The following is a 19,941-nucleotide window of genomic DNA, read 5'->3' on the forward strand; positions in this document are numbered from 1 at the left end:
AATGACTAACATCCACCATGACATGTGCGGCAATGTAACGGATCACTTAGTGGATGATTATTTGTCAAACAATTATTGGTACCACAAGCGGCAGTGCCACAATTATAGGTTCCGCAGTTATTCGTTCCACAATTTCTAGTAGGACAATAAAAGGTAATGTAACCACCTTTGATGTCGCCTAAGTTGGATACATTTGTTTTCCCTAAAAGCAGTTTACCAGTCAATTTCTTTTTTTTCATAATACATATGTTAAATGTTAATAGTATTTCAAATATAATTGAGAACTATACTGTTTATATCCTACATTTTGTACGATTTTTACCATACATAAATCTTCTCCTACTAAAACAGACACATTCCTATATTTATTCGTATTCTTTTTTTTCTTTTCCCTATTTTTACAACTATGAGTAATTCTCCTATTGGCATATTCGATTCTGGCATTGGCGGCACTTCTATTTGGAAAGAAATTCACAAGTTGCTTCCCAATGAAAACACTATTTATTTAGCAGATAGTGTACATGCACCATACGGACCAAAAGGAAAAAAGAGAATTACAGAATTAAGTATAAAAAATACTGAGTTATTATTAGCCAACAACTGTAAACTTATCGTAGTGGCCTGCAATACCGCAACGACAAATGCTATAAAACAACTTAGAAATACGTATGATGTTCCTTTTATAGGAATTGAACCGGCCATTAAACCTGCCGCTTTACAAACGAAATCCAACGCGATTGGTATTTTAGCAACAAAAGGCACACTATCAAGCGAATTGTTTCACAGAACGTCTGATTTGTACACAAACGGCATTAATGTGATAGAGCAAGTCGGGGAAGGATTAGTGCCACTGATTGAAAACGGGCAAATAGCATCTCCAGAAATGGAAAATCTATTAAAAGAATATCTGCAACCTATGCTAGACGCAAAAATTGACTATTTAGTTTTAGGATGCAGTCACTATCCGTATTTAATTCCTACGTTAAAAACAGTACTTCCTAAGCATGTAAAAATTATAGATTCAGGCATCGCTGTAGCGCGACAAACAAAAGCTGTTTTGGATAGACATAACTTACGAAATGCTTCTCAAGAAAACGGAAATTGTACTTTTTACAGCAATGGAAATCCAGATATTTTGAATGATATTCTTCAGAACAAATATCCTGTACTAAAACTCGATTTTTAATCTTCTTTAAACCAACTTGAATAATGGACATAATTGTCTGCAATCCGATTGATCTCGCCAGAAATTAATTCGTCACTAATATCTTTTACCTTCTTTGCAGGAACTCCAGCATAAATGCTACCAGAAGCTACATGCGTATTTTTAGTCACTACTGCTCCAGCTGCAATAATACTGTTACTTTCTATCACGCAATCGTCCATTACAATACTTCCCATTCCGATCAGTACATTGTCATGAATTGTACAACCGTGAACAATAGCATTATGGCCAATAGAAACATTATTCCCAATCGTTGTGGGCGATTTTTGATACGTTGCATGAATGACAGCACCATCTTGCACATTGACCTTATTGCCCATTTTTATAAAATGAACATCGCCGCGTAGGACTGCATTGAACCAAATACTACATTGATTTCCCATAGTTACTTCTCCGAAAATTGTAGCATTTTCAGCAATAAAACAATCGTTTCCAATTTGTGGATGTTTTCCGTTGACAGGTTTTATAATCATGGGGTTTGGGTTTAGTTGTTTAGTTGTTTAGTTGTTTAGTTGTTTAGTTGTTTAGTTGTTTAGTTGTTTAGTTGTTTAGTTGTTTAGTTGTTTAGTTGTTTAGTTGTTTAGTTGTTTAGTTGTTTAGTTGTTTAGTTGTTTAGTTGTTTAGTTGTTTAGTTGTTTAGTTGTTTAGTTGTTTAGTTGTTTAGTTGTTTAGTTGTTTAGTTGTTTAGTTGTTTAGTTGTTTAGTTGTTTAGTTGTTTAGTTGTTTAGTTGTTTAGTTGTTTAGTTGTTTAGTTGTTTAGTTGTTTAGTTGTTTAGTTGTTTAGTTGTTTAGTTGTTTAGTTGTTTAGTTGTTTAGTTGTTTAGTTGTTTAGTTGTTTAGTTGTTTAGTTGTTTAGTTGTTTAGTTGTTTAGTTGTTTAGTTGTTTAGTTGTTTAGTTGTTTAGTTGTTTAGTTGTTTAGTTGTTTAGTTGTTTAGTTGTTTAGTTGTTTAGTTGTTTAGTTGTTTAGTTGTTTAGTTGTTTAGTTGAAACTAATACTTTTACATTTAAAATTTAATATTTTTTGTCACGAATTCACGAATGATGTTCTTGGGTCTTGGGTCTTGGGTCTTGGGTCTTGGGTCTTGGGTCTTGGGTCTTGGGTCTTGGGTCTTGGGTCTTGGGTCTTAAAAAGTAGCTTTTTTACATTTATAATTCAGCATTCAACATTTATAATTTCAAAATTCGTTATTCGTTATTCTTTGTTCTTTGATCTTTGATCTTTGTTTATTCGTTGAGTTGAGGAGTTGAGTTGAGTTGAGTTGAGTTGAAACTCATATTTTTTCATTCAACATATAAAATTTAACATTTACAATTCATACACTATTTAAAATACGACAATAAATTTGCCTTTTTCGTGGCAGAAACCATAACTTCTTTTCCATTGCTTAATACTACACTTCCGCCTTTTCCTTTTTTATATTTTACAACTGCATTTACATTGACCAAGTATGATTTATGAATCCGAGCAAAAGGATATTGACTCAATGCTTCTTCAAAATACTTTAGCGTTTTACTTACTACAATTCTGGAGTTGTTAATGTATATTTCTGTGTAATTGTCATCTGCTTTGCAATACATAATATCAGCCACATTCAACACTTCAAAACCATCTTGTTGTGGAATGGTAATTTTTCCATTGATCGTATCAATCTTGGGAGAAAGAACGGTATCTGACAAACTATCTTCTTTGGTTTTTATTGCCATGACATGATCTACCGCTTTGATAAGTTCGTCAATCGAAATTGGCTTTAATAAGTAATACGAAGCATGACTGTTTAGCGCTTCAATCGCATAATGATCGTACGCCGTAACAAAAATAGTTTCAAACGAACGATCGCCTACTTTTTCCAACAAATCAAAAGCATTTCCGAAAGGCATTTCTACATCTAAAAAAACCAAATCTAACTCGTGATTTCGAATGAGCACCAATGCATCTTCAATATTTGATGCTTCGCCTACAATTTGAATATTTGGACAATATTTGCCAACATATTTTTTAAGGATTTCTCTACTAATTTCTTCGTCTTCAACAATTATTGTTTGCAGTTGCATTTAGTCTTTTTTGAGTGTTAATATTACTTTTGTTCCTTGTCCGTCTGCCGATAAATCAGCAATCGTCACATCTACTTTATCTTTGTACATGTCATTTAAAATGGCAATCCGTTTTTTAATGTTCCCCATTCCTTTTGACTTTTGACGGAGTTGATTTTTCGTTTTCAATTCCATAGAGCGCTTCCGTCCTATTCCATCGTCTTCAATGGTAATTTGAAGCATTCCATCGTCTTTTTTGAAGATAGAAATGTTAAGCATTCCTTTTTCTTCTTTGTAACGCAATCCGTGCCAAATAGCATTTTCAATATAAGGTTGTAATAGCATTGGCGGAATTTGAAAGTCTGAAACCTTCACGTTTTCATCTACAACAATTGTATATTCAAACTTATCCTGAAAACGCATGTGTTCTAAACGCAGGTACAACTCCAACAATTCTAATTCTTTGGAAAGTGGTATAAAATCTTCATCAGAATTCTCCAAAACGGCACGCATTAAGGTAGAAAATTCAGAAAGATATCGATTTGCATTTCGTTCATCATTGATGGCAATATAATTGTTTACAGAGTTTAACGCATTGAAAATAAAATGCGGATTCATCTGCGTTCGCAATGATTTTAGCGCTAATAAATTGTTTGCCAATTTTTGTTGCTTGCTATTTCGATACAATAGATAAATGGTAAAAACGAGCAACGAAATGGCAAATATTAGTGAGTAAATGGTGTATTTCTGACTTTGATTTGTTTCTTCCGCAAATTCTTTTTGAATGATGTTATTTTTTATACGCGCTTCACGCAACTCACGATCAGCTTCCAAACTTCGTATCCGCAATTGGTTGTCTTGAATTCGTTTGGCAAATCGGCTTGCTTGCGAAATTTCTTGTTCTCTTTTCAACACCAATTCATTGACCACTTCTACATACTCTTCAAATACTTTTTTGGCTTGATCAAAATCGCCTATATTCTCTAAACTTTCCGATAGTTTACGTGTGGCATCTTTTTTAATGATTAAATCTTCTTTTTTGCCTGCTTCAGAAATACTTTTTTCAAAATACGGAATCGCTTCATCATATTTTTCTTGTAATAAAAAGGCGTTTCCAATTTTATAATTAATTTTTTGAGACGTAATCAAAGTAGAATCTGCGACCGTTCCTGACAACGTTTCTTCTTCAATTCCTGACTTTTCTAAATCCTCCAAATTCTGCTTTCGCAATTCAATTTCTTTATCAAATGAATTTGTGGTATTGTAAAAATCGGCTACTCTATTTTGCTCTACAATCGCTCTGCCTTCGTTTTGTTTTTTTGCCAAACTCAACGAATTGGAGAAGTATCCTTTAGCCGTTTGAATTTTTCCTTGTGCAGCGTAGTTTTCGCCAATTTTAGAGTTTAAGTCTGTGATTTTTGGCGTGATTAAATCTTCTTGCGCAATCGCCAATCCTTTGTTGTAATTTTCTAATGCTTTGTCATACTCTTTTAATGCTTTGTAGGCATCTCCCAAACCTTCATATACAATGGTTTGTTGATAACGAGACAGATTATTTCGCAAGATTGTTTGAAAAGAAGTGATTGCTTCATCATATTCTTTATTCAATAATTGTGTGGTTCCGATAGCAATCCACAAACTTGAAGTACTATAGGTATTTAAGGCAATTCGATAATTACTTATTGCCAAGTCATATTGTTTCCAATACACATAAATATCGCCCAAAACTGCATATGAATCGGATAGTTTCTTGTCATCTGAGCTATCGTACAGATTCTCTAAAGATTTCTCCACATATTGAATACTTTTATCAATATCCTTTTTCTTAAACAATACCGCAGAATCGAGTAAAACACGATGTGAAGTTGTACTTCCTTCTCGTTTTAAGGTTTTTTCCTTTATCACTTCGTCATAACCTTGCACAAGAACTTCAATGCGTTCATCACTGGTAATCATATGGTATTCTCTACCAAAACTTGGATGTTCTATAATAAGTTGATCGCCCAAACGTGTTCGTATCGTAAATTGACCAGAACTATTGGTTTTTGTTTCTTCTCCACCAATTATCCGAATCACAGCAAGAGGAATTGGAGTTCTTTTTTCGTAACTCTTAACTTCTCCTCTTACGGTAAATATTGTGTTTTCTTTTTTTTCTCTTGATGTATTTTGTGCTGAAAATTCATGAAAAGAAAAGAGGAATACAAATACGAATATGTATGTAAGATGCTTCATTTTTGTGTTTAAGAATGATAAACTTACGCACTTTCAATGATATACTAAAATGCAAGCTTCGTAAAAACAGTGATTTTACCTATTTTTTGCTGTATTTTATGATGCTTCTCTCAATAATCGGTAAACTACACTCATTGAAATTACCCGTTGGCTCATTACTCATTTTTTTCAACTTTGTTTGCAGGTACTTTTAGCATAAATTTTTAAAAGTCATCATGAAAAAAATAAATTTAATACTGTGTTTTTTGGTTACACAATTTACAATTGCACAGCATTTAGGAAATTACGATCAGAATGTTTTAATTTCAAGACAAAATATAGCCACTTCGAGCGCTAAGATGGGAAATGCACAACGGTATGGACATCAAAACGGAAATCCGAGAAGAGCTTTAAATCCAAGCGCAAATATTACTATTGATGTGCACGCGCTTTTAAATGCGAAAGCAAGTTCGTACACGGCAATTTTTAATGTGGCACAAATAGGACCTTCCGCAGATGCCACAAGTACATTGATGAATGAGCGCGTTTCAAATATTAGAAAAGCACTGTTAGCAATAGGAATTAAAAAAAGTGACATCGCTATCGACGTTATTTCTTTTGTGCCTGTGTATGAAATTGAAGTGACAAAAAAATTGTTTAGCACAAAGTATAACGAAGTACCAAAAGGTTTTGAGTTGCAACAAAACATTCATATTCAATTTAAAAAAACACAACAATTTGAGAAAATATTAGCGGCTTGTGCTTCTAATGAAGTGTACAATTTAGTGAAGGTTGATTATTTTATTGAAAATATAAGACAAGTGTATGAAAAGTTGCAAACGCAATTAGTACAATTGATTCAAGAGAAAAAGGCATATTACAAGTTACTTGGTTTTGATTTATCAGATTACAATGCCGTTATAGCAGATGATAAATATTGTTATTTCCCAAAGGACTTTTATAGAAATTATCAAGCCTACAACAGTATTTCGTTTGAAGCTTTGAAAAGAAATAAAGGTGTCACAAAAGCAAAAAAGCAAACTTCATATTACTACCAACCACTTTCATATGAAAACTATGACGTTGTGATTAATCCTTCCATTTTAGAACCCGTTGTGCAAGTAGGCATGCAAATAAAATTAGTGTATTCGCCAAAACCAAAAGAGCAAAAACAAGAGCCAAAAACAGAGATCAAAACGGAGCACAAATATTATGTAATTTCTCCTGACGGGAAAATTGATGTAAAACCATTAAATACAAGTTCTAACTAATTACTTACAGAAATAAACAAAACCGCCATTGTTTTAACCAGATTTTGAATTAAGAACTAAAAACGAATAAGAGATGAAAAAACTAAATCTAATTTTAGCAAGCGTAGTACTTTTTACGATGTCTTGCAAAGGAAATTCAAAGCAAGACACTGCATTTGCAGACAATGCAACTGTGGGAACAAAAACGGTAATTGAAACAAGCGTTTTAACAGCCAAGAAAAAAAACACCATTAAAGTTGCACTGTTGTTAGATACGAGCAATAGTATGGATGGCTTAATTCATCAGGCAAAGGCGCAATTATGGGAAATTGTAAACGAACTGTCTTACGCTAAATGTGATAACGAAAAGCCAAATTTGGAAATTGCATTGTATGAATACGGAAATGATAATTTACCTTCCTCAGAAGGACATATACGACAGGTATTAGCCTTTAGCAACGATTTGGATGAAATATCTGAGAAGTTATTTTCATTAACTACACGTGGCGGAAATGAATTTTGTGGACATGTAATTCAAACTTCGATTGATCAGTTGAATTGGGGAACCAATGACAAAGATTTGAAATTACTTTTTATTGCAGGAAACGAACCATTTACACAAGGCCGTGTGAATTATAAAGATGCCATCACCAATGCAATTGAAAAAGACGTCGTTGTCAATACAATTTTTTGTGGCAGTTATGAGCAAGGAATTTCAGGAATGTGGAAAGATGGTGCGGTATTGGGCAAAGGCGATTATATGACCATTGCACACACACAAAGTATTGTACATGTAAAAACTCCGTATGATAAAAAAATTATGGAATACAACACCAAGCTAAACAAAACCTATATTGGCTATGGTAAAAAAGGATCTATAAATACACTTCGTCAAAGTGCGCAAGATGCGAATGCAATTTCAGTAGATGAAGAAATTGCGGTGGAACGTGCGGTTTCAAAAAGTTCAGGATTGTATAAAAATTCATCTTGGGATTTGGTTGATGCTGTTGAAAATGACGAAGTAAAGATTGAAGAACTGTCAAAAGCTGAATTGCCACAAGAATTGAAAGGCAAATCAAAAGAAGAAATTGCTACGTATGTCAAAAAGCAACGCGATAATCGAAAAAAGATTCAGCAAGAAATTCGCAAACTTGATGCGCAACGTAAATCATTCATTTCAAATTTGCGCAAAACTGACGCTACTAAAAGTGATTTAGAAAGCGCAATCATCAAAGCTATCAAAACGCAAGCGGCACGTAAAAATTATGTGTGGTAAGCTCTTTAGACCGCTGCGCTGTTAGATGTCAGATTGGTTAGATTGGTTAGATTGGTTAGAAAATAAAAAGGCTTGCAACATTGCAAGCCTTTTTTGATATCTAAAGTTTTCTAATTTCTTAATTAATTGCAGGACAGTTACAATCGTATGGATCTCTGCTGTCTCCGAAGTCAAATCCTAAGGTAAGTTGGTGGAATCCTCCGTTGGATAATACAATTGAATTTGCTTGATACGAATATGTATAAGCAAACATAAATTTCTTATAATTTACACCAACAAAAGGCGTAATGTATTGTAGTTTTTGATTGTCAACCTGTGTTCCGTTTACGAATTCAGCTCCGTCTAAACTTCTTCTGTATGATAATCCTCCCCAAATTGAACCAAACTCAACATCTTTGTATACTTTCATATTTAAATCTACAGAAGATTCTTGTGTTTCATCTGCATATTGAAACATAATTGAAGGTTCATATTGCCAATCGCTATCATATCCACCAAAAACATATCCTGTAGATGCTAAATAGCGACGTTGATTTTGTGATTCAAACTGCTCAGAAAATAAATCTCTTTTCGTTGGCAGTGCATTTTTGATTGTTAAATGCGCATAAAAGTCTAAGAAATAGTAAGAAGCTCCAAAGTCTACATTAAAATATGTAGCATTTGCTTGCGTTCCGCCAATAGTTGGATCAGGATTGTTGATAATATCAAAACCAGTTTCATCCAATGTACCTTGTGTAAATCCTGTACTCAATCCAAAAGATAATTGATTCAAGTCAACTCGGTTTCTTGACAATAGTAAGTGATATGCAAATGTTAAATAAGCTCCTTGTTGAGAGAAGTTACCGTTTGCGTCATTATAAATAATAGCTCCAAAACCAACTTTGTCGCCAACTCTTGAGTTGAAACTTAAGGTTTGTAATGAAGGTGCATCTTCAACATCAAACCATTGTTGTCTTGCGGTTAACCTCAATTTGGCTGCTGATGAAGCTCCTGCCATTGAAGGATGAATCAAGTACAAATTGTCCGAAAGGTAATCTGAATAAACGGGAATTCCATCTTGAGAAAAAGAACATTGCATTCCGAATGCGATCGCAACAATAGCTAAGTATTTTTTAAAATTCATTAGTGTTTATCTTTTTGTGTATAAAGTAATCGACATCTATTTATAAATGATCGAACACTCAATGCAACTTATTATTTGATAACGAGGCCTTTTAAATATTGTGTTTCAGTTAGTTATATGCAATACTACCGCTAAACTGGTGTTTTTACATTGTAAAATGCTACACATTTGGTCAAATATATAAATTATTTGATAAGAATGTAATTCTTATCTCAATTTATTATTCGATGTTAGCACTAAGAATCCTATTTTAACAAAATGATTTCTTTTAACTAGCAATTTTAAGGCGTTAATTTATTAAAAACGTATTTATTTCTTAATTATTTTAACAAAAAAATAAAATTATTATAAACTAAAGTCCAAACCTATACAATTTCCTTCACTATTGCATCACAATACAACGATAATAGTTATTTTTGTAAAAAAAATTATCCCATGAGTGGTATCACTATAAGTATTGAAAAAACAAGTAATCCTGCGATCATTAAATTTGAAGCAAGTACATTTTTAACAAGACACAATAGTTACGAGTTTAAAAATATTGATGATGCAAAAGATTCGCCTTTAGCGCAACAATTATTTTACCTTCCATTTGTAAAAACAATCTTTATTTCTGGAAATTTCATTGCCATAGAACGTTACAATATTGTAACATGGGAAGATGTTCAAGAGGAAGTTGCCGAACAAATTCAGCAGTATATTAACGAAGGAAAAGAAATTATTAGTGAAACTGCAACTGCAAAACGCGTAGTTCCTGTAACAATTTATGCCGAAAGCACGCCAAATCCAACAGTGATGAAGTTTGTTGCCAATAAGAAGATTATAGATCGCATGCTTGAATTTAAGAGTATTGACGAAACAAAATACGCGCCTTTAGCACAAGCTTTATTTCATTTCCCGTTTGTAAAAGAAATTTTTCTCGATAAAAACTACATCTCTATCACGAAGTATGACATGGTAGAATGGAATGAAATTGTCATGGAAATTCGAGAATTTGTTCGAAACTATATTCAAGAAGGAAAAGAAGTCATTTCTAAAGATATTCCTGCTGAACAGAAAGAACAAATTGAATTATCAGAAGAAAGTTTTGAAGCTTTAGACGACATTTCAAAAGAAATTGTAAACATCTTAGATGAATACATAAAACCTGCCGTAGCAAGTGATGGCGGAAATATTATGTTTGATTCGTATGATCCAACATCTAAAATTGTAAAAGTAGTATTGCAAGGCGCATGTAGCGGTTGTCCGTCGTCGACAATGACATTGAAAAGTGGAATTGAAAATACGCTCAAAAACTTATTGAAAGGACATGTAAACGAAGTTGTAGCTATTAATGGATAACCTTTCACTTTTATTATTGAAAGAATTACCGTAATTTTAAAGAACTAAATTATTATTATAACCTTTAAAAGACCAGTATTATGGCAATATTGAAAGTAATCGAAGTTCTTTCGAATTCAAAGAAAAGTTGGGAAGATGCAACATCAAAAGCAGTTAAAAATGCATCGAAGTCGGTAAAAAATATCCGATCTGTATATGTAAATGAGCAGAGCGCTATTGTGCAAGATGGTACGGTAGTTGAGTACAGAGTAAACCTTAAACTTACGTTTGAAGTAAAATAAGCACACACCTATCATAGTACTAAGAGATTATCTGAAAAACTAAATTTTTGTCAAACCGAACTTGATTCAACTTCTCAAAATCATTGAAAAGTCAGTGTAATGAAATGCTGAATACAAATTCTTTAAGACACTTTTTGTTACTTTTCAGATAGTCTCTTTTTTTATTTTTCAATCACATTATAAGGTTTCGTTCCTCAATTTGTGCCAATATCTCTATTTCTTCAGCAATCAATTCATTATTAGTTTCCACACGTTTCCATTTGAGCAACAAATCGTTCATAATCCAAAACCATCGTTGCTGTAAATTTGTTACTTTGGGAATATAATGCGTGTTATTTATAAGATGTAAACCGTTAAAAATCATAAAGAAAAAGAATCGTGAAGACATTTTCCATGTGGTTTTATGATGATTGATTTTATAATCGAAACTTGCAAAAAAAGACATTGCTCGTGAAAATAAATCGCTTAATTTATCAAATAAAGGCTGTACGACTTTCGATTGTTCATGCCATAAAATTGCGATATTGGCTTCCCAAATTTCTTCATTTATTGCAGCTGCTTGTTCTTTATTATGTAATACAGCTCTACAACTATTCAATTGTTCAAAAGCATCAATTATGATTTTATCTTTTCCTCTTATTAGCAATTCTGATTTAAAAGTTTCAAAGTCTAATTGCGCAAAAGCGAGATGTGCCCAACCAATTTCTAAAAAAATAGTATTATTGATAATTCTGATCACTTGAAAATCATCTTCTAAAGTTCTATTTTGCTTTTTACACGTAGCAGAAAGTGACTTAATTCCTGACTTTTTCCAGTTCCACATGCGCAATTTTTCTCCAATATGAAACGACGCAAAAGCTGCCATTCCTGCCCATTTATACAATTGTGGTTTTCGCTGATATAATTGTGCATAATAGGTTGTAATTGTACGATTTCGTCGTATTCCATTTTCCTCAGGTGGAAGATTAAATTGGTAAGCTGTATCCATATGTTATGCAGAACAAACGTTTGAAAAAATGATAAAATTTAGAAAATTATTCCACATCTGTCATCAAAAATATCTTTTGGTTGTGCAAACGAAGTTAGGAAAACAATTTTTAATTATTTAAAAAATACTGGAGACTTGGTATGTTTTAAAAAATACAATTACACTCATTATTAGTGACGAATCAACGAATAGTTCTAGTTTTTTCATAACTTGAACATATGAAAACGGTACTACTTATTTTAATTGCGCTTGTCGCGATAGAACACGTCTACATTTTATACATAGAAATGTTTTTATGGACGAAACCAAAAGGCATGAAAACATTTGGGTTAAAATCAAAAGAATTTGCCGAAGAAACCAAAACGCTTGCCGCAAATCAAGGGTTGTATAACGGTTTTTTAGCCGCAGGATTATTTTGGTCATTGTATACTGGCGATCTTTCTGTGAGTTTATTTTTTATCATTTGCGTCTGTGTTGCTGCTTTGTATGGTGCATATTCCACAAAAAACAATCGTATTTTAGTTGTACAAGGCACGCCTGCGTTTATAGCACTGATTGCCTTATTAGTTGATCGATTTTTTATGTAGTTCAAAGAAACTCATCATTTTCCTACATACATTTCATTTAAAAGTTATGGAAATATATATTTTTACCTAAAATTTAAAAAACCTGTAAAAGTTATGCAAGATAATGTTACGAAAATAGTCACTGAGGAGAAAGACTGGATCACACAATTTAAAGATGTTATGATCGATTATGCCCCAAAAGTAGTCGCTGCGTTGATCATTTTGATCGTAGGTCTATTTGTTATAAACATAATGGTTGGATTGGTAAAACGCATCATGAAAAAACGTGGAATTGATGCAACGCTACAGAAGTTTTTAGGCAATTTGCTCGGCTGGACACTTAAAATTTTATTATTTGTTATTGTAGCTTCAAAATTAGGTGTGGAAACGACTTCTTTTGCCGCTGTTATTGGTGCCGCTGGTTTGGCTATCGGACTTGCCTTACAAGGTTCACTTTCTAACTTTGCTGGTGGTGTTTTAATTATGATTTTTAAACCGTTTAAAATTGGAGACTTTATTGAAGCGCAAGGCGAAAAAGGAACCGTGAAGGAAATTCAAATTTTTACTACACATATTAATACCATTGGAAATAAGCTAGCAATTATTCCTAATGGAGCCTTATCTAATGGAAATATTCTTAACTATTCTGCGGAAGAAAAACTACGTGTTGATATGGTTTTTGGCGTTTCTTATGATGCTGATATTAAGCAAACTAAAGATGTGTTAATGAAAGTTTTAACAGATAATTCAAAGATTCTTTCAGATCCTGCACCAACAGTAAACGTGTTAGAATTAGCAGATAGCTCTGTTAACTTTGCCGTGCGTCCATGGACTGCAACAGCCAATTATTGGGATGTGTATTTTGAAACTATGGAAGAAACGAAAAAAGCACTTGATGCTGCTGGAATTGAAATTCCTTATCCACACGCGGTTGAGATACAAAAACAAGAATAATTGTTAGACTGTTAGACTGTTAGACTGTTAGACTGTTAGACTGTTAGACTGTTAGACTGTTAGACTGTTAGACAAAATTATAAATATCCTGTTTCTAAAGTACTTAATACTTAGAAACAGGATATTTCTTTTTTGATATATTTCGTTACTTTTTCTTCGGCTTTGTAACGACGAAATCTTTTAGGTAATACGGTTCAAAATACGCAACATCTTCGAAAGCTTTGTCAGTGTGTTTTTGTATGCCTAATGGAATCATATGTTTTGCGGAAGGAAAAAAGATTTCATCAAAGAAAACCGCATTTTCATGCGTGATGATTCCTTTGCATTTTTCGGCGCCATTTCCAATAAAATAGACGTTTCCTTTGTTTAAATATTCTGAGAATGAATTTTCATCAATGATTTCTGCTTCTGTTCCTCGTATTTGCGTATACGACGCATCAAATACTGCCGAATACACTTCCATACGGCGCGCATCTAGTAACGGAACAATAACGCCTTCTGTAATTGTTATTGATTGTGCTAAAATGGCAAGTGTTTCAATGGAAAGTAAAGGTACATCTGACGCAAAACACAATCCCTTGGCGGTAGAGACACCAATTCGCAATCCTGTGTACGATCCTGGACCTTTTCCAACTACAATAGCCTGCAAGTCATTTGGTGTTATGTTTGCCGTTTCACACGCTTCTTTGATGAATACATGTAGTTTTTCTGAATGCGAATAGTTTTTATCATTTTCTTCTTTGAAATATAAAACTGTGTCCGCATCTGCTATGCAAACCGAGCAATTTGTGGTTGCCGTTTCTATGTACAATCGTAATGCCATGTATGTTGAATGTATTTTCTGCAAAAGTAAAAAAAGCATCAACCTTTATAAAAGGATTGATGCTTTTTTCTGTATTTTATATTTCTATTTTAGATTTTCGTTAGTGGAAGTCCAAAATAGAATTCAAGTATTTTTAATCTGAAAATATAATCAAATTTTGTTCGAACTACGTCAGATTCTGCTGCTTCTAAACGTTGTTGTGATTGACTAAAATCGAACGAATTCATCATACCTTCACTGAAACGTTCCGTTGAGTTTCTGTGAGCTTCTCTACGTGATGTTAGTGTTTTTTCAGAAGCTTCATAAGCTTTTAAAGCACCTTTTGCATCGTTATACGCTTGGTTTACCGTAGCTTCTAAGTTGATCTTCGTTTGCTCTAAATTAAACTTAGCTCTTTCAATATTTACACTACTTCGCCTAACGCTGTTTCGTGCTCTAAATCCACTTAGGATCGGAATACTTAAGCTTAAACCAAATGAGTGACCTTTGTTATCAGATAACTGATCAAAAAATGGTGGTGGCGTAAATAATTCTGAGTTGAAGTATCGTGTGTTGAATCCGTAGAATCCTGAAAGACTTGGGTAACGTGATCCTTTAGCGATTTTTAAATCATATTCAGCCAATTCAATGTTTGACTGCGCAATTTTTACATCATTACGAACTTCTAATGATTTTTCAAATATTTGCTTTGGCGTATTGTTCATGATCGTTGCTGCAGGAATAACATAGTTTCCTTCTGCAATATCAAAGTTTTCATAATCTGTAATTAACAGCAATTGTGCCAATGATATTTTAGAAAAGCGCAATGCATTTTCAGAATTGATGATTTGTTGTTCTTGTGTTGCAGCTGTTGCTTCAATTTCTAACAAATCGCCTCTAGCTACGACACCTTCATTTACCAATTCTTTGGTACGTGCTAATTGTTCTTGAGTTACATCGTACTGTGCTTGATTTACTTTTAACGATTCTTTGTTGAATAGTATTTGTAAAAATGCTTGTACTACTTGTAGCGATGTATTGTCTTTAATATCGTCAATTTGATATTGATTTGCCAATAACGCCAAGTTAGCTCTATGCAAACGGTTTATGTTTTGTAAACCATTGTAGATAGCGATGTTTGCGTTTAGTCCACCACTTGAACTCTGTGTAGTTGCCGTTACATTTTGACCTGTTACAGGGTTTGGGTTCAAACCAATGTTCCAAGAATGTGAAGCAGAAGCGCTTATCGTAGGTAAAAAGGCACCTTTTGCGTCGCTTTTGTCAATTTCGCCACTTTGCCTGTCTAATTGGGCTTGTTTTATGGCAATATTATTTTCAAGTGCATATTCTACACACTCTTTTAGTGTCCACTGTTTTTGTGCATTAACTGTGGTAGCAGTTCCTGCGATTAGTAATATATATATAACTATTTTTTTCATATTGTTCCGTTAATGTATTTTGTTAATCGTTTGATTCGTCGTCTTCGCTATCGTCATTTTCGTCGTCATCAGTATTTGTTTCTTCTTTGACATCTTCTTTTTTGACAGCTTTTACATTCCAAACTTTAATTTTATCGCCTTCTTTTACTCCTGAGAGAATTTCAATGTTTTTTCCATCAGAGATTCCAAGTTCGATGTATTTTTTCTCAAATTCTTGATCTCCAGTTTCAATTTCAACATATGGTTTGTCATCATTTCTTGAATCAAAGCGTAATAATGCTTCATCGATTACTAAAACATCTTCTTTTTTCTCTAGTTCAATAGAGGCGTTTGCACTATATCCTGCCCTGATAAAAAAGTTATCATCTAAGGCTACATCTGCTTTTATTTTGAATTGTACAGCTCCACTTTCTTCAACACCTTTTGGTGCTACAAATGTTAGTTTTGCATTAAATTCTTTGTCTTCAATAGCTCCTAAGCTTACTTTTAATTCAGAGTTTGGCTTTAGTTTTCCAACTTCAGCTTCGTCAACTTTTCCTTCGAAAATCATTTTTCCAAGATCTGCTATCGTTGCAATACTTGTTCCAGCATTGAATGTGTTACTTTCAATTACTTGATCTCCTTCTTTTACAGGAATAACTAAGATTGTTCCAGATACTGTAGCTCTAATATTCGTGTTTGCAGCTGATCCACCAACAGAACCTTTTTTGATGATTTGTAAATCACTTTGTGAATTTCTCAGGTTTTGCTTTGCTTGATCGAATGACAGTTGTGCATTTTCAAATTCTTGTGAAGATATGATTCCTTTGTCGAATAGTGATTTATTTCTATTGTAAAGAATTCGTGCATTATCGAGTACAATTTGCAAGTTTTTGATGTTGTTTTTTGCACTGTTTAATGATTGTTCATTTGGCACAACTTTAATTCTGGCAATTAGATCGCCTGTATTAATTTTGTCGCCTTCTTCAACATATATTTTTTCAATGATTCCTGAAATTTGAGGTTTGATTTCAACTTCATCTTCTGGAATTACTGTTCCTGCTGCTACCGTTTTTCTAACAATTGATGTTCTAAATGGTTCTTCTGTTTCAAAAACTTCAACATTTTTTTTGTTTGATGACATGAAGTAACCTCCTGCGAAAACGATTGCTACGACAAATAAAAATATGAATAGTATTAATAAAAATTTTTTCATTTTTCTGGTTCTTAATTTATGATTTTATATTGACTGATGTTATGGTTATTCTTCTCGTAATGCTTCAATTGGTCGAACACTAACCGCACGTTGTGCTGGTATGAGTCCTATAAGTGATCCTAAGGTAATCATGATTAATAAAGCCAACGCTATATATTCTAAGCTTACCGTTGGATTTAGAAATGGGAAGTCTTCTATGTTTTTGGTCGCTGCATTTATTCCTCTTAAGGAAAGACCTCCTGTAGTAATTCCGAGTATTCCTGCTAGTACCGTTAAAAAGACTGCTTCTAATATGATTTGTCCTCGAATTTCTCCTGGTGTTGCTCCTAAAGCCCTTCGAATTCCGATTTCTTTGGTTCGTTCTTTTACTGTAATCAGAAGAATGTTTCCTATGGCTATGACACCCGCAAGTATCGTAGCAATTCCCACAACTAGAGCTGTAAATTTTAATCCTTTTACAAATCCAGTGATTTTACCGAACATTTCTCCAAAGTTAGCAGAACCAAATGCGCGTTCGTCTTCTGGATGTACGGAATACCTTCTTTTGAGTAATGTTTTCGCTTCTTCTTCAATCCTTACAATGTCTTCGTCAGGATATCCTGCAATAACCATCCAACCGATACGGTCTCCTGAGTTGTATACTTTTTTGAATGTTGTAAATGGAATGAATATAGAATCGTCTCCTTCAAAGAAATCTGTTGTATTTTCTTTGTAGACACCTACCACTTGAAAATACACATTACTAATTTTTATATATTGTCCTATTGGATCTTCATCTTTTTCAAAGAGCTCTGTTAGTATTCGCTCTCCAATAACACATATTTTACGACTGTCGTCAATATCTTTTTGATTCAGAAAACGTCCTTTTCTGATTTTCTTTTTTGCAATTTTATCAATTATTGGATAGTCTCCAAAAACTTTATAGCTTCCAGACTTTACATTGTTTACAACTAATGGCGCTTCTGCACCGAAAACGCCTCTTGCATTTCTTGGCGCAACAAAATCAACACCTCCAATTTGATTGGCAATTCTGTAGGTATCGCCTAATTCAATTTGCATACTTCTGTTTCTGTTGAAACCTCCATATGGAATTCCTGTTTGTTGTCCCCAAAGAAATATACTGTTGGTTGCCATGCCTCTGAAATTATATTCAAAACCATTTTCCATTCCTTTTGCAGCACCTTGCAATACAATGAAAAGTAATATTCCCCAGAATACTCCAATGATTGTAATTGCCGTTCGCATTTTATTTTTGCGAATTGCTCCAAATATTTCTTGCCATGTATCTCTTGTGAATATAAACTTCATGTGTGTGTTCTTTTCCTGTTATTCGTCTCTTAATGCTACAATTGGTTGAACTTTTGCAGCTCTTCTTGCTGGAATGTATCCTGCGATTAGTCCTGAAAAGATTAAAATAACTGTTGCCCAAATAATGGTTGATTGACTTACGTTTGGATTTGTAATGAACCAATCTTCTAATTTGGTTCCCATGGAATTGAGTATATAATTCCCCAGAAATATTCCTAGATACCCAAATAACATGGTAATGATAAGTGTTTCTTGTAAGATCATTCCAATAACTGAACCTGGTGTAGCTCCGAGTGCTTTCCGAATTCCGAGTTCTTTGGTTCGTTCTTTTACGATATAAACCATAATGTTACTAATTCCGATAACTCCTGCCAACAACGTTCCTATTCCAATGACGGTTACTATGATTTGTAATACGTTAGCAATGGCTAGGTTTTGTTGTAAGTCTTCAATAACGCTACCAATGTAAATTCCGTTTTGATCACTTGGTGCAATATTGTGTTTATTTTTTAGAAGTTTTTCAATGTCATTGGAAAGTCGCATTGCGCCTGCCGCACCCAATTCCATATTATATGATAAGTTGATCTGATCAATTACTTCCGTATTTTTATATATTAATTGTATCGTACTTACGGGCATGTAAATGTTGCGTTCTTCTCTATCGCCTCCAGCGTCACTAAAAACACCAACGACACGGTAAATGATTTTATTGAGCGAAATGAATTTTCCTATTGCATTTTCATTGCCAAATAAATCTTTTTCTACTAAACGACCAATTACAGCAATACGTGCATCATTTTTAATGTCGTATTCATTGATGTAACGGCCTTTGTCTATGATTGTTTTTTCAAGATATTGGTGATCTGGATGCACAGCTCTTACACTGTATGAACCATATTCGCCTTTGTATTTTGCTGTGACACCTTTGTAGATTCGTGCGGTTGTGTATTCAATTCGATCACCAAATTTTTCTTTGATGAGTTCTAAGTCTTCATTTTCGAACTCAATTCTTCGATTTTCTTTAAATCCTTTGAATGGTTTTGTGGCAAATCCTGGATATATGAATAATGTATTTTGTGCATCATCTTGGAAGAATTTGTAGAATGTATTTTTGAGTCCATTCCCCATTCCAAATAACACGGTAAATATTAAGATTCCAAGCGTCACTGTAAAACCTGCCAATAATGTTCTTAGCTTGTTTTTGTTGATTGTTTGGAATATTTCTCGCCAACGATCTAAATCAAACATATTGTGAAGCTCTTACTTGTTCAACTTTTTTATCTTCTAATATTTTACCATCTTTTAGCATTACAATCCTTTTGGTCATGTCTGCAATATCTGGTTCATGTGTTACCACTAAGATGGTTTTTCCTTCATCATTGATACTTTGTAGAAAGTCCATCACTTCGTATGAAGTTGTGGTGTCTAATGCTCCTGTAGGCTCATCGGCTAGTAATACTTTTGGTTCTGAAGCTAATGCGCGTGCTATGGCAACACGTTGTTTTTGTCCTCCTGAAAGTTCACTTGGCAAATGATGTGCCCAGTCTGCCAATCCTACTTTTTCTAAGTAGTATAGCGACTTTTCTTTTCTTATTTTTCTTGAAATTCCTTGATAGTATAAAGGCAATGCTACATTTTCAGCTGCATTTTTATAGTTGATCAAGTTGAATGATTGAAATATAAATCCTAAGAATTTATTACGGTATAATGCCGCCTTTTTTTCGCTAAGATTTTTGATAGGAACACCATCTAATACATACGATCCTTTGTCTGCTAGATCGAGCATTCCGATAATGTTTAGTAGTGTAGATTTTCCTGAACCTGAAGAACCCATTATTGACACAAATTCTCCTTCTTTTATATCGAGATCTATTCCTTTGAGTACGTGAAGCTCATTGCTTCCCATACGGTAAGATTTATGCAATTCATTGATTTGAATCATAATTGGTT

General features: G+C 33.6%; 19 protein-coding genes. 7 read left to right on the forward strand and 12 right to left on the reverse strand.

Translation table 11 applies throughout. The annotated features are described in order from the left end of the window. Window positions 1-5: 5 nt before the first annotated feature. Window positions 6-239, reverse strand: a complete 234-nt coding sequence (locus AA089_RS24465; protein ID WP_156168855.1) for a hypothetical protein — start codon at window positions 237-239, stop codon at window positions 6-8. 167 nt (window positions 240-406) lie between these two features. On the opposite strand from AA089_RS24465, the gene murI reads away from it, so the two are divergent. Further along, a complete protein-coding gene (gene murI / locus AA089_RS01470) occupies window positions 407-1,186 on the forward strand; it encodes a glutamate racemase (protein ID WP_046755127.1) in 780 nt (259 codons plus the stop codon). Here murI and AA089_RS01475 read toward each other — a convergent pair. The 3 genes from AA089_RS01475 to AA089_RS01485 form a co-directional block, all read right to left on the reverse strand. Beyond that, complete coding sequence (locus AA089_RS01475) at window positions 1,183-1,698, reverse strand: gamma carbonic anhydrase family protein (RefSeq protein WP_046755128.1); 516 nt, start codon at window positions 1,696-1,698, stop codon at window positions 1,183-1,185. The two genes, murI and AA089_RS01475, sit on opposite strands and share 4 nt — an antisense overlap. A gap of 848 nt (window positions 1,699-2,546) precedes the next feature. Then, complete coding sequence (locus tag AA089_RS01480) at window positions 2,547-3,278, reverse strand: LytR/AlgR family response regulator transcription factor (RefSeq protein WP_046755129.1); 732 nt, start codon at window positions 3,276-3,278, stop codon at window positions 2,547-2,549. After that, window positions 3,279-5,489 (reverse strand): tetratricopeptide repeat-containing sensor histidine kinase, encoded by a 2,211-nt coding sequence (locus AA089_RS01485; RefSeq protein WP_046755130.1) that lies wholly within the window; start codon window positions 5,487-5,489, stop codon window positions 3,279-3,281. It abuts the gene before it with no gap. A 215-nt stretch (window positions 5,490-5,704) separates the two neighbouring features. Between AA089_RS01485 and AA089_RS01490 the strand changes: the two genes are divergently transcribed. Further along, on the forward strand, window positions 5,705-6,739 hold the full coding sequence (locus tag AA089_RS01490; RefSeq protein WP_046755131.1) for an SIMPL domain-containing protein: 1,035 nt from the start codon (window positions 5,705-5,707) through the stop codon (window positions 6,737-6,739). A 73-nt stretch (window positions 6,740-6,812) separates the two neighbouring features. Continuing rightward, on the forward strand, window positions 6,813-7,994 hold the full coding sequence (locus AA089_RS01495; RefSeq protein WP_046755132.1) for a VWA domain-containing protein: 1,182 nt from the start codon (window positions 6,813-6,815) through the stop codon (window positions 7,992-7,994). Between the two features lie 118 nt (window positions 7,995-8,112). Here AA089_RS01495 and AA089_RS01500 read toward each other — a convergent pair whose 3' ends face one another. Then, entirely contained in the window at window positions 8,113-9,117 is a 1,005-nt protein-coding gene (locus tag AA089_RS01500; protein ID WP_046755133.1) for a PorP/SprF family type IX secretion system membrane protein, read from the reverse strand. A 435-nt stretch (window positions 9,118-9,552) separates the two neighbouring features. Between AA089_RS01500 and AA089_RS01505 the strand changes: the two genes are divergently transcribed. Continuing rightward, window positions 9,553-10,458 carry a NifU family protein gene (locus AA089_RS01505; RefSeq protein ID WP_046755134.1) on the forward strand — a complete coding sequence of 302 codons (906 nt, stop codon included), beginning with the start codon at window positions 9,553-9,555 and terminating at the stop codon, window positions 10,456-10,458. Between the two features lie 80 nt (window positions 10,459-10,538). Next, on the forward strand, window positions 10,539-10,739 hold the full coding sequence (locus AA089_RS01510) for a dodecin family protein (RefSeq protein WP_046755135.1): 201 nt from the start codon (window positions 10,539-10,541) through the stop codon (window positions 10,737-10,739). Between the two features lie 172 nt (window positions 10,740-10,911). On the opposite strand, the gene AA089_RS01515 is transcribed toward AA089_RS01510, so the two are convergent. After that, window positions 10,912-11,727 (reverse strand): DUF2515 family protein, encoded by an 816-nt coding sequence (locus AA089_RS01515; RefSeq protein WP_046755136.1) that lies wholly within the window; start codon window positions 11,725-11,727, stop codon window positions 10,912-10,914. Window positions 11,728-11,945: 218 nt separating this feature from the next. Between AA089_RS01515 and AA089_RS01520 the strand changes: the two genes are divergently transcribed. Both AA089_RS01520 and AA089_RS01525 read left to right on the forward strand, forming a co-directional pair. Beyond that, the gene (locus AA089_RS01520) at window positions 11,946-12,314 is read left to right on the forward strand and encodes a DUF1304 domain-containing protein (protein ID WP_046755137.1); all 369 of its coding nucleotides are present in this window, start codon (window positions 11,946-11,948) and stop codon (window positions 12,312-12,314) included. Between the two features lie 93 nt (window positions 12,315-12,407). Next, window positions 12,408-13,247, forward strand: a complete 840-nt coding sequence (locus tag AA089_RS01525; protein WP_046755138.1) for a mechanosensitive ion channel family protein — start codon at window positions 12,408-12,410, stop codon at window positions 13,245-13,247. Window positions 13,248-13,392: 145 nt separating this feature from the next. Here AA089_RS01525 and tsaB read toward each other — a convergent pair whose 3' ends face one another. The 6 genes from tsaB to AA089_RS01555 all read right to left on the reverse strand — a co-directional run bounded on the left by tsaB (window position 13,393) and on the right by AA089_RS01555 (window position 19,933). Continuing rightward, window positions 13,393-14,070 (reverse strand): tRNA (adenosine(37)-N6)-threonylcarbamoyltransferase complex dimerization subunit type 1 TsaB, encoded by a 678-nt coding sequence (tsaB, locus tag AA089_RS01530; RefSeq protein WP_046755139.1) that lies wholly within the window; start codon window positions 14,068-14,070, stop codon window positions 13,393-13,395. Between the two features lie 89 nt (window positions 14,071-14,159). Continuing rightward, the gene (locus AA089_RS01535; RefSeq protein WP_046755140.1) at window positions 14,160-15,488 is read right to left on the reverse strand and encodes a TolC family protein; all 1,329 of its coding nucleotides are present in this window, start codon (window positions 15,486-15,488) and stop codon (window positions 14,160-14,162) included. A gap of 22 nt (window positions 15,489-15,510) precedes the next feature. Next, the gene (locus AA089_RS01540) at window positions 15,511-16,683 is read right to left on the reverse strand and encodes an efflux RND transporter periplasmic adaptor subunit (protein WP_046755141.1); all 1,173 of its coding nucleotides are present in this window, start codon (window positions 16,681-16,683) and stop codon (window positions 15,511-15,513) included. Window positions 16,684-16,728: 45 nt separating this feature from the next. Next, on the reverse strand, window positions 16,729-17,991 hold the full coding sequence (locus AA089_RS01545) for an ABC transporter permease (RefSeq protein ID WP_046755142.1): 1,263 nt from the start codon (window positions 17,989-17,991) through the stop codon (window positions 16,729-16,731). 18 nt (window positions 17,992-18,009) lie between these two features. Continuing rightward, a complete protein-coding gene (locus tag AA089_RS01550) occupies window positions 18,010-19,239 on the reverse strand; it encodes an ABC transporter permease (protein ID WP_046755143.1) in 1,230 nt (409 codons plus the stop codon). Continuing rightward, window positions 19,232-19,933 carry an ABC transporter ATP-binding protein gene (locus AA089_RS01555; RefSeq protein WP_046755144.1) on the reverse strand — a complete coding sequence of 234 codons (702 nt, stop codon included), beginning with the start codon at window positions 19,931-19,933 and terminating at the stop codon, window positions 19,232-19,234. The genes AA089_RS01550 and AA089_RS01555 overlap by 8 nt, the downstream gene beginning before the upstream one ends. Window positions 19,934-19,941: the final 8 nt, after the last annotated feature.

Source organism: Kordia jejudonensis, from assembly GCF_001005315.1.
Taxonomy (GTDB): domain Bacteria; phylum Bacteroidota; class Bacteroidia; order Flavobacteriales; family Flavobacteriaceae; genus Kordia; species Kordia jejudonensis.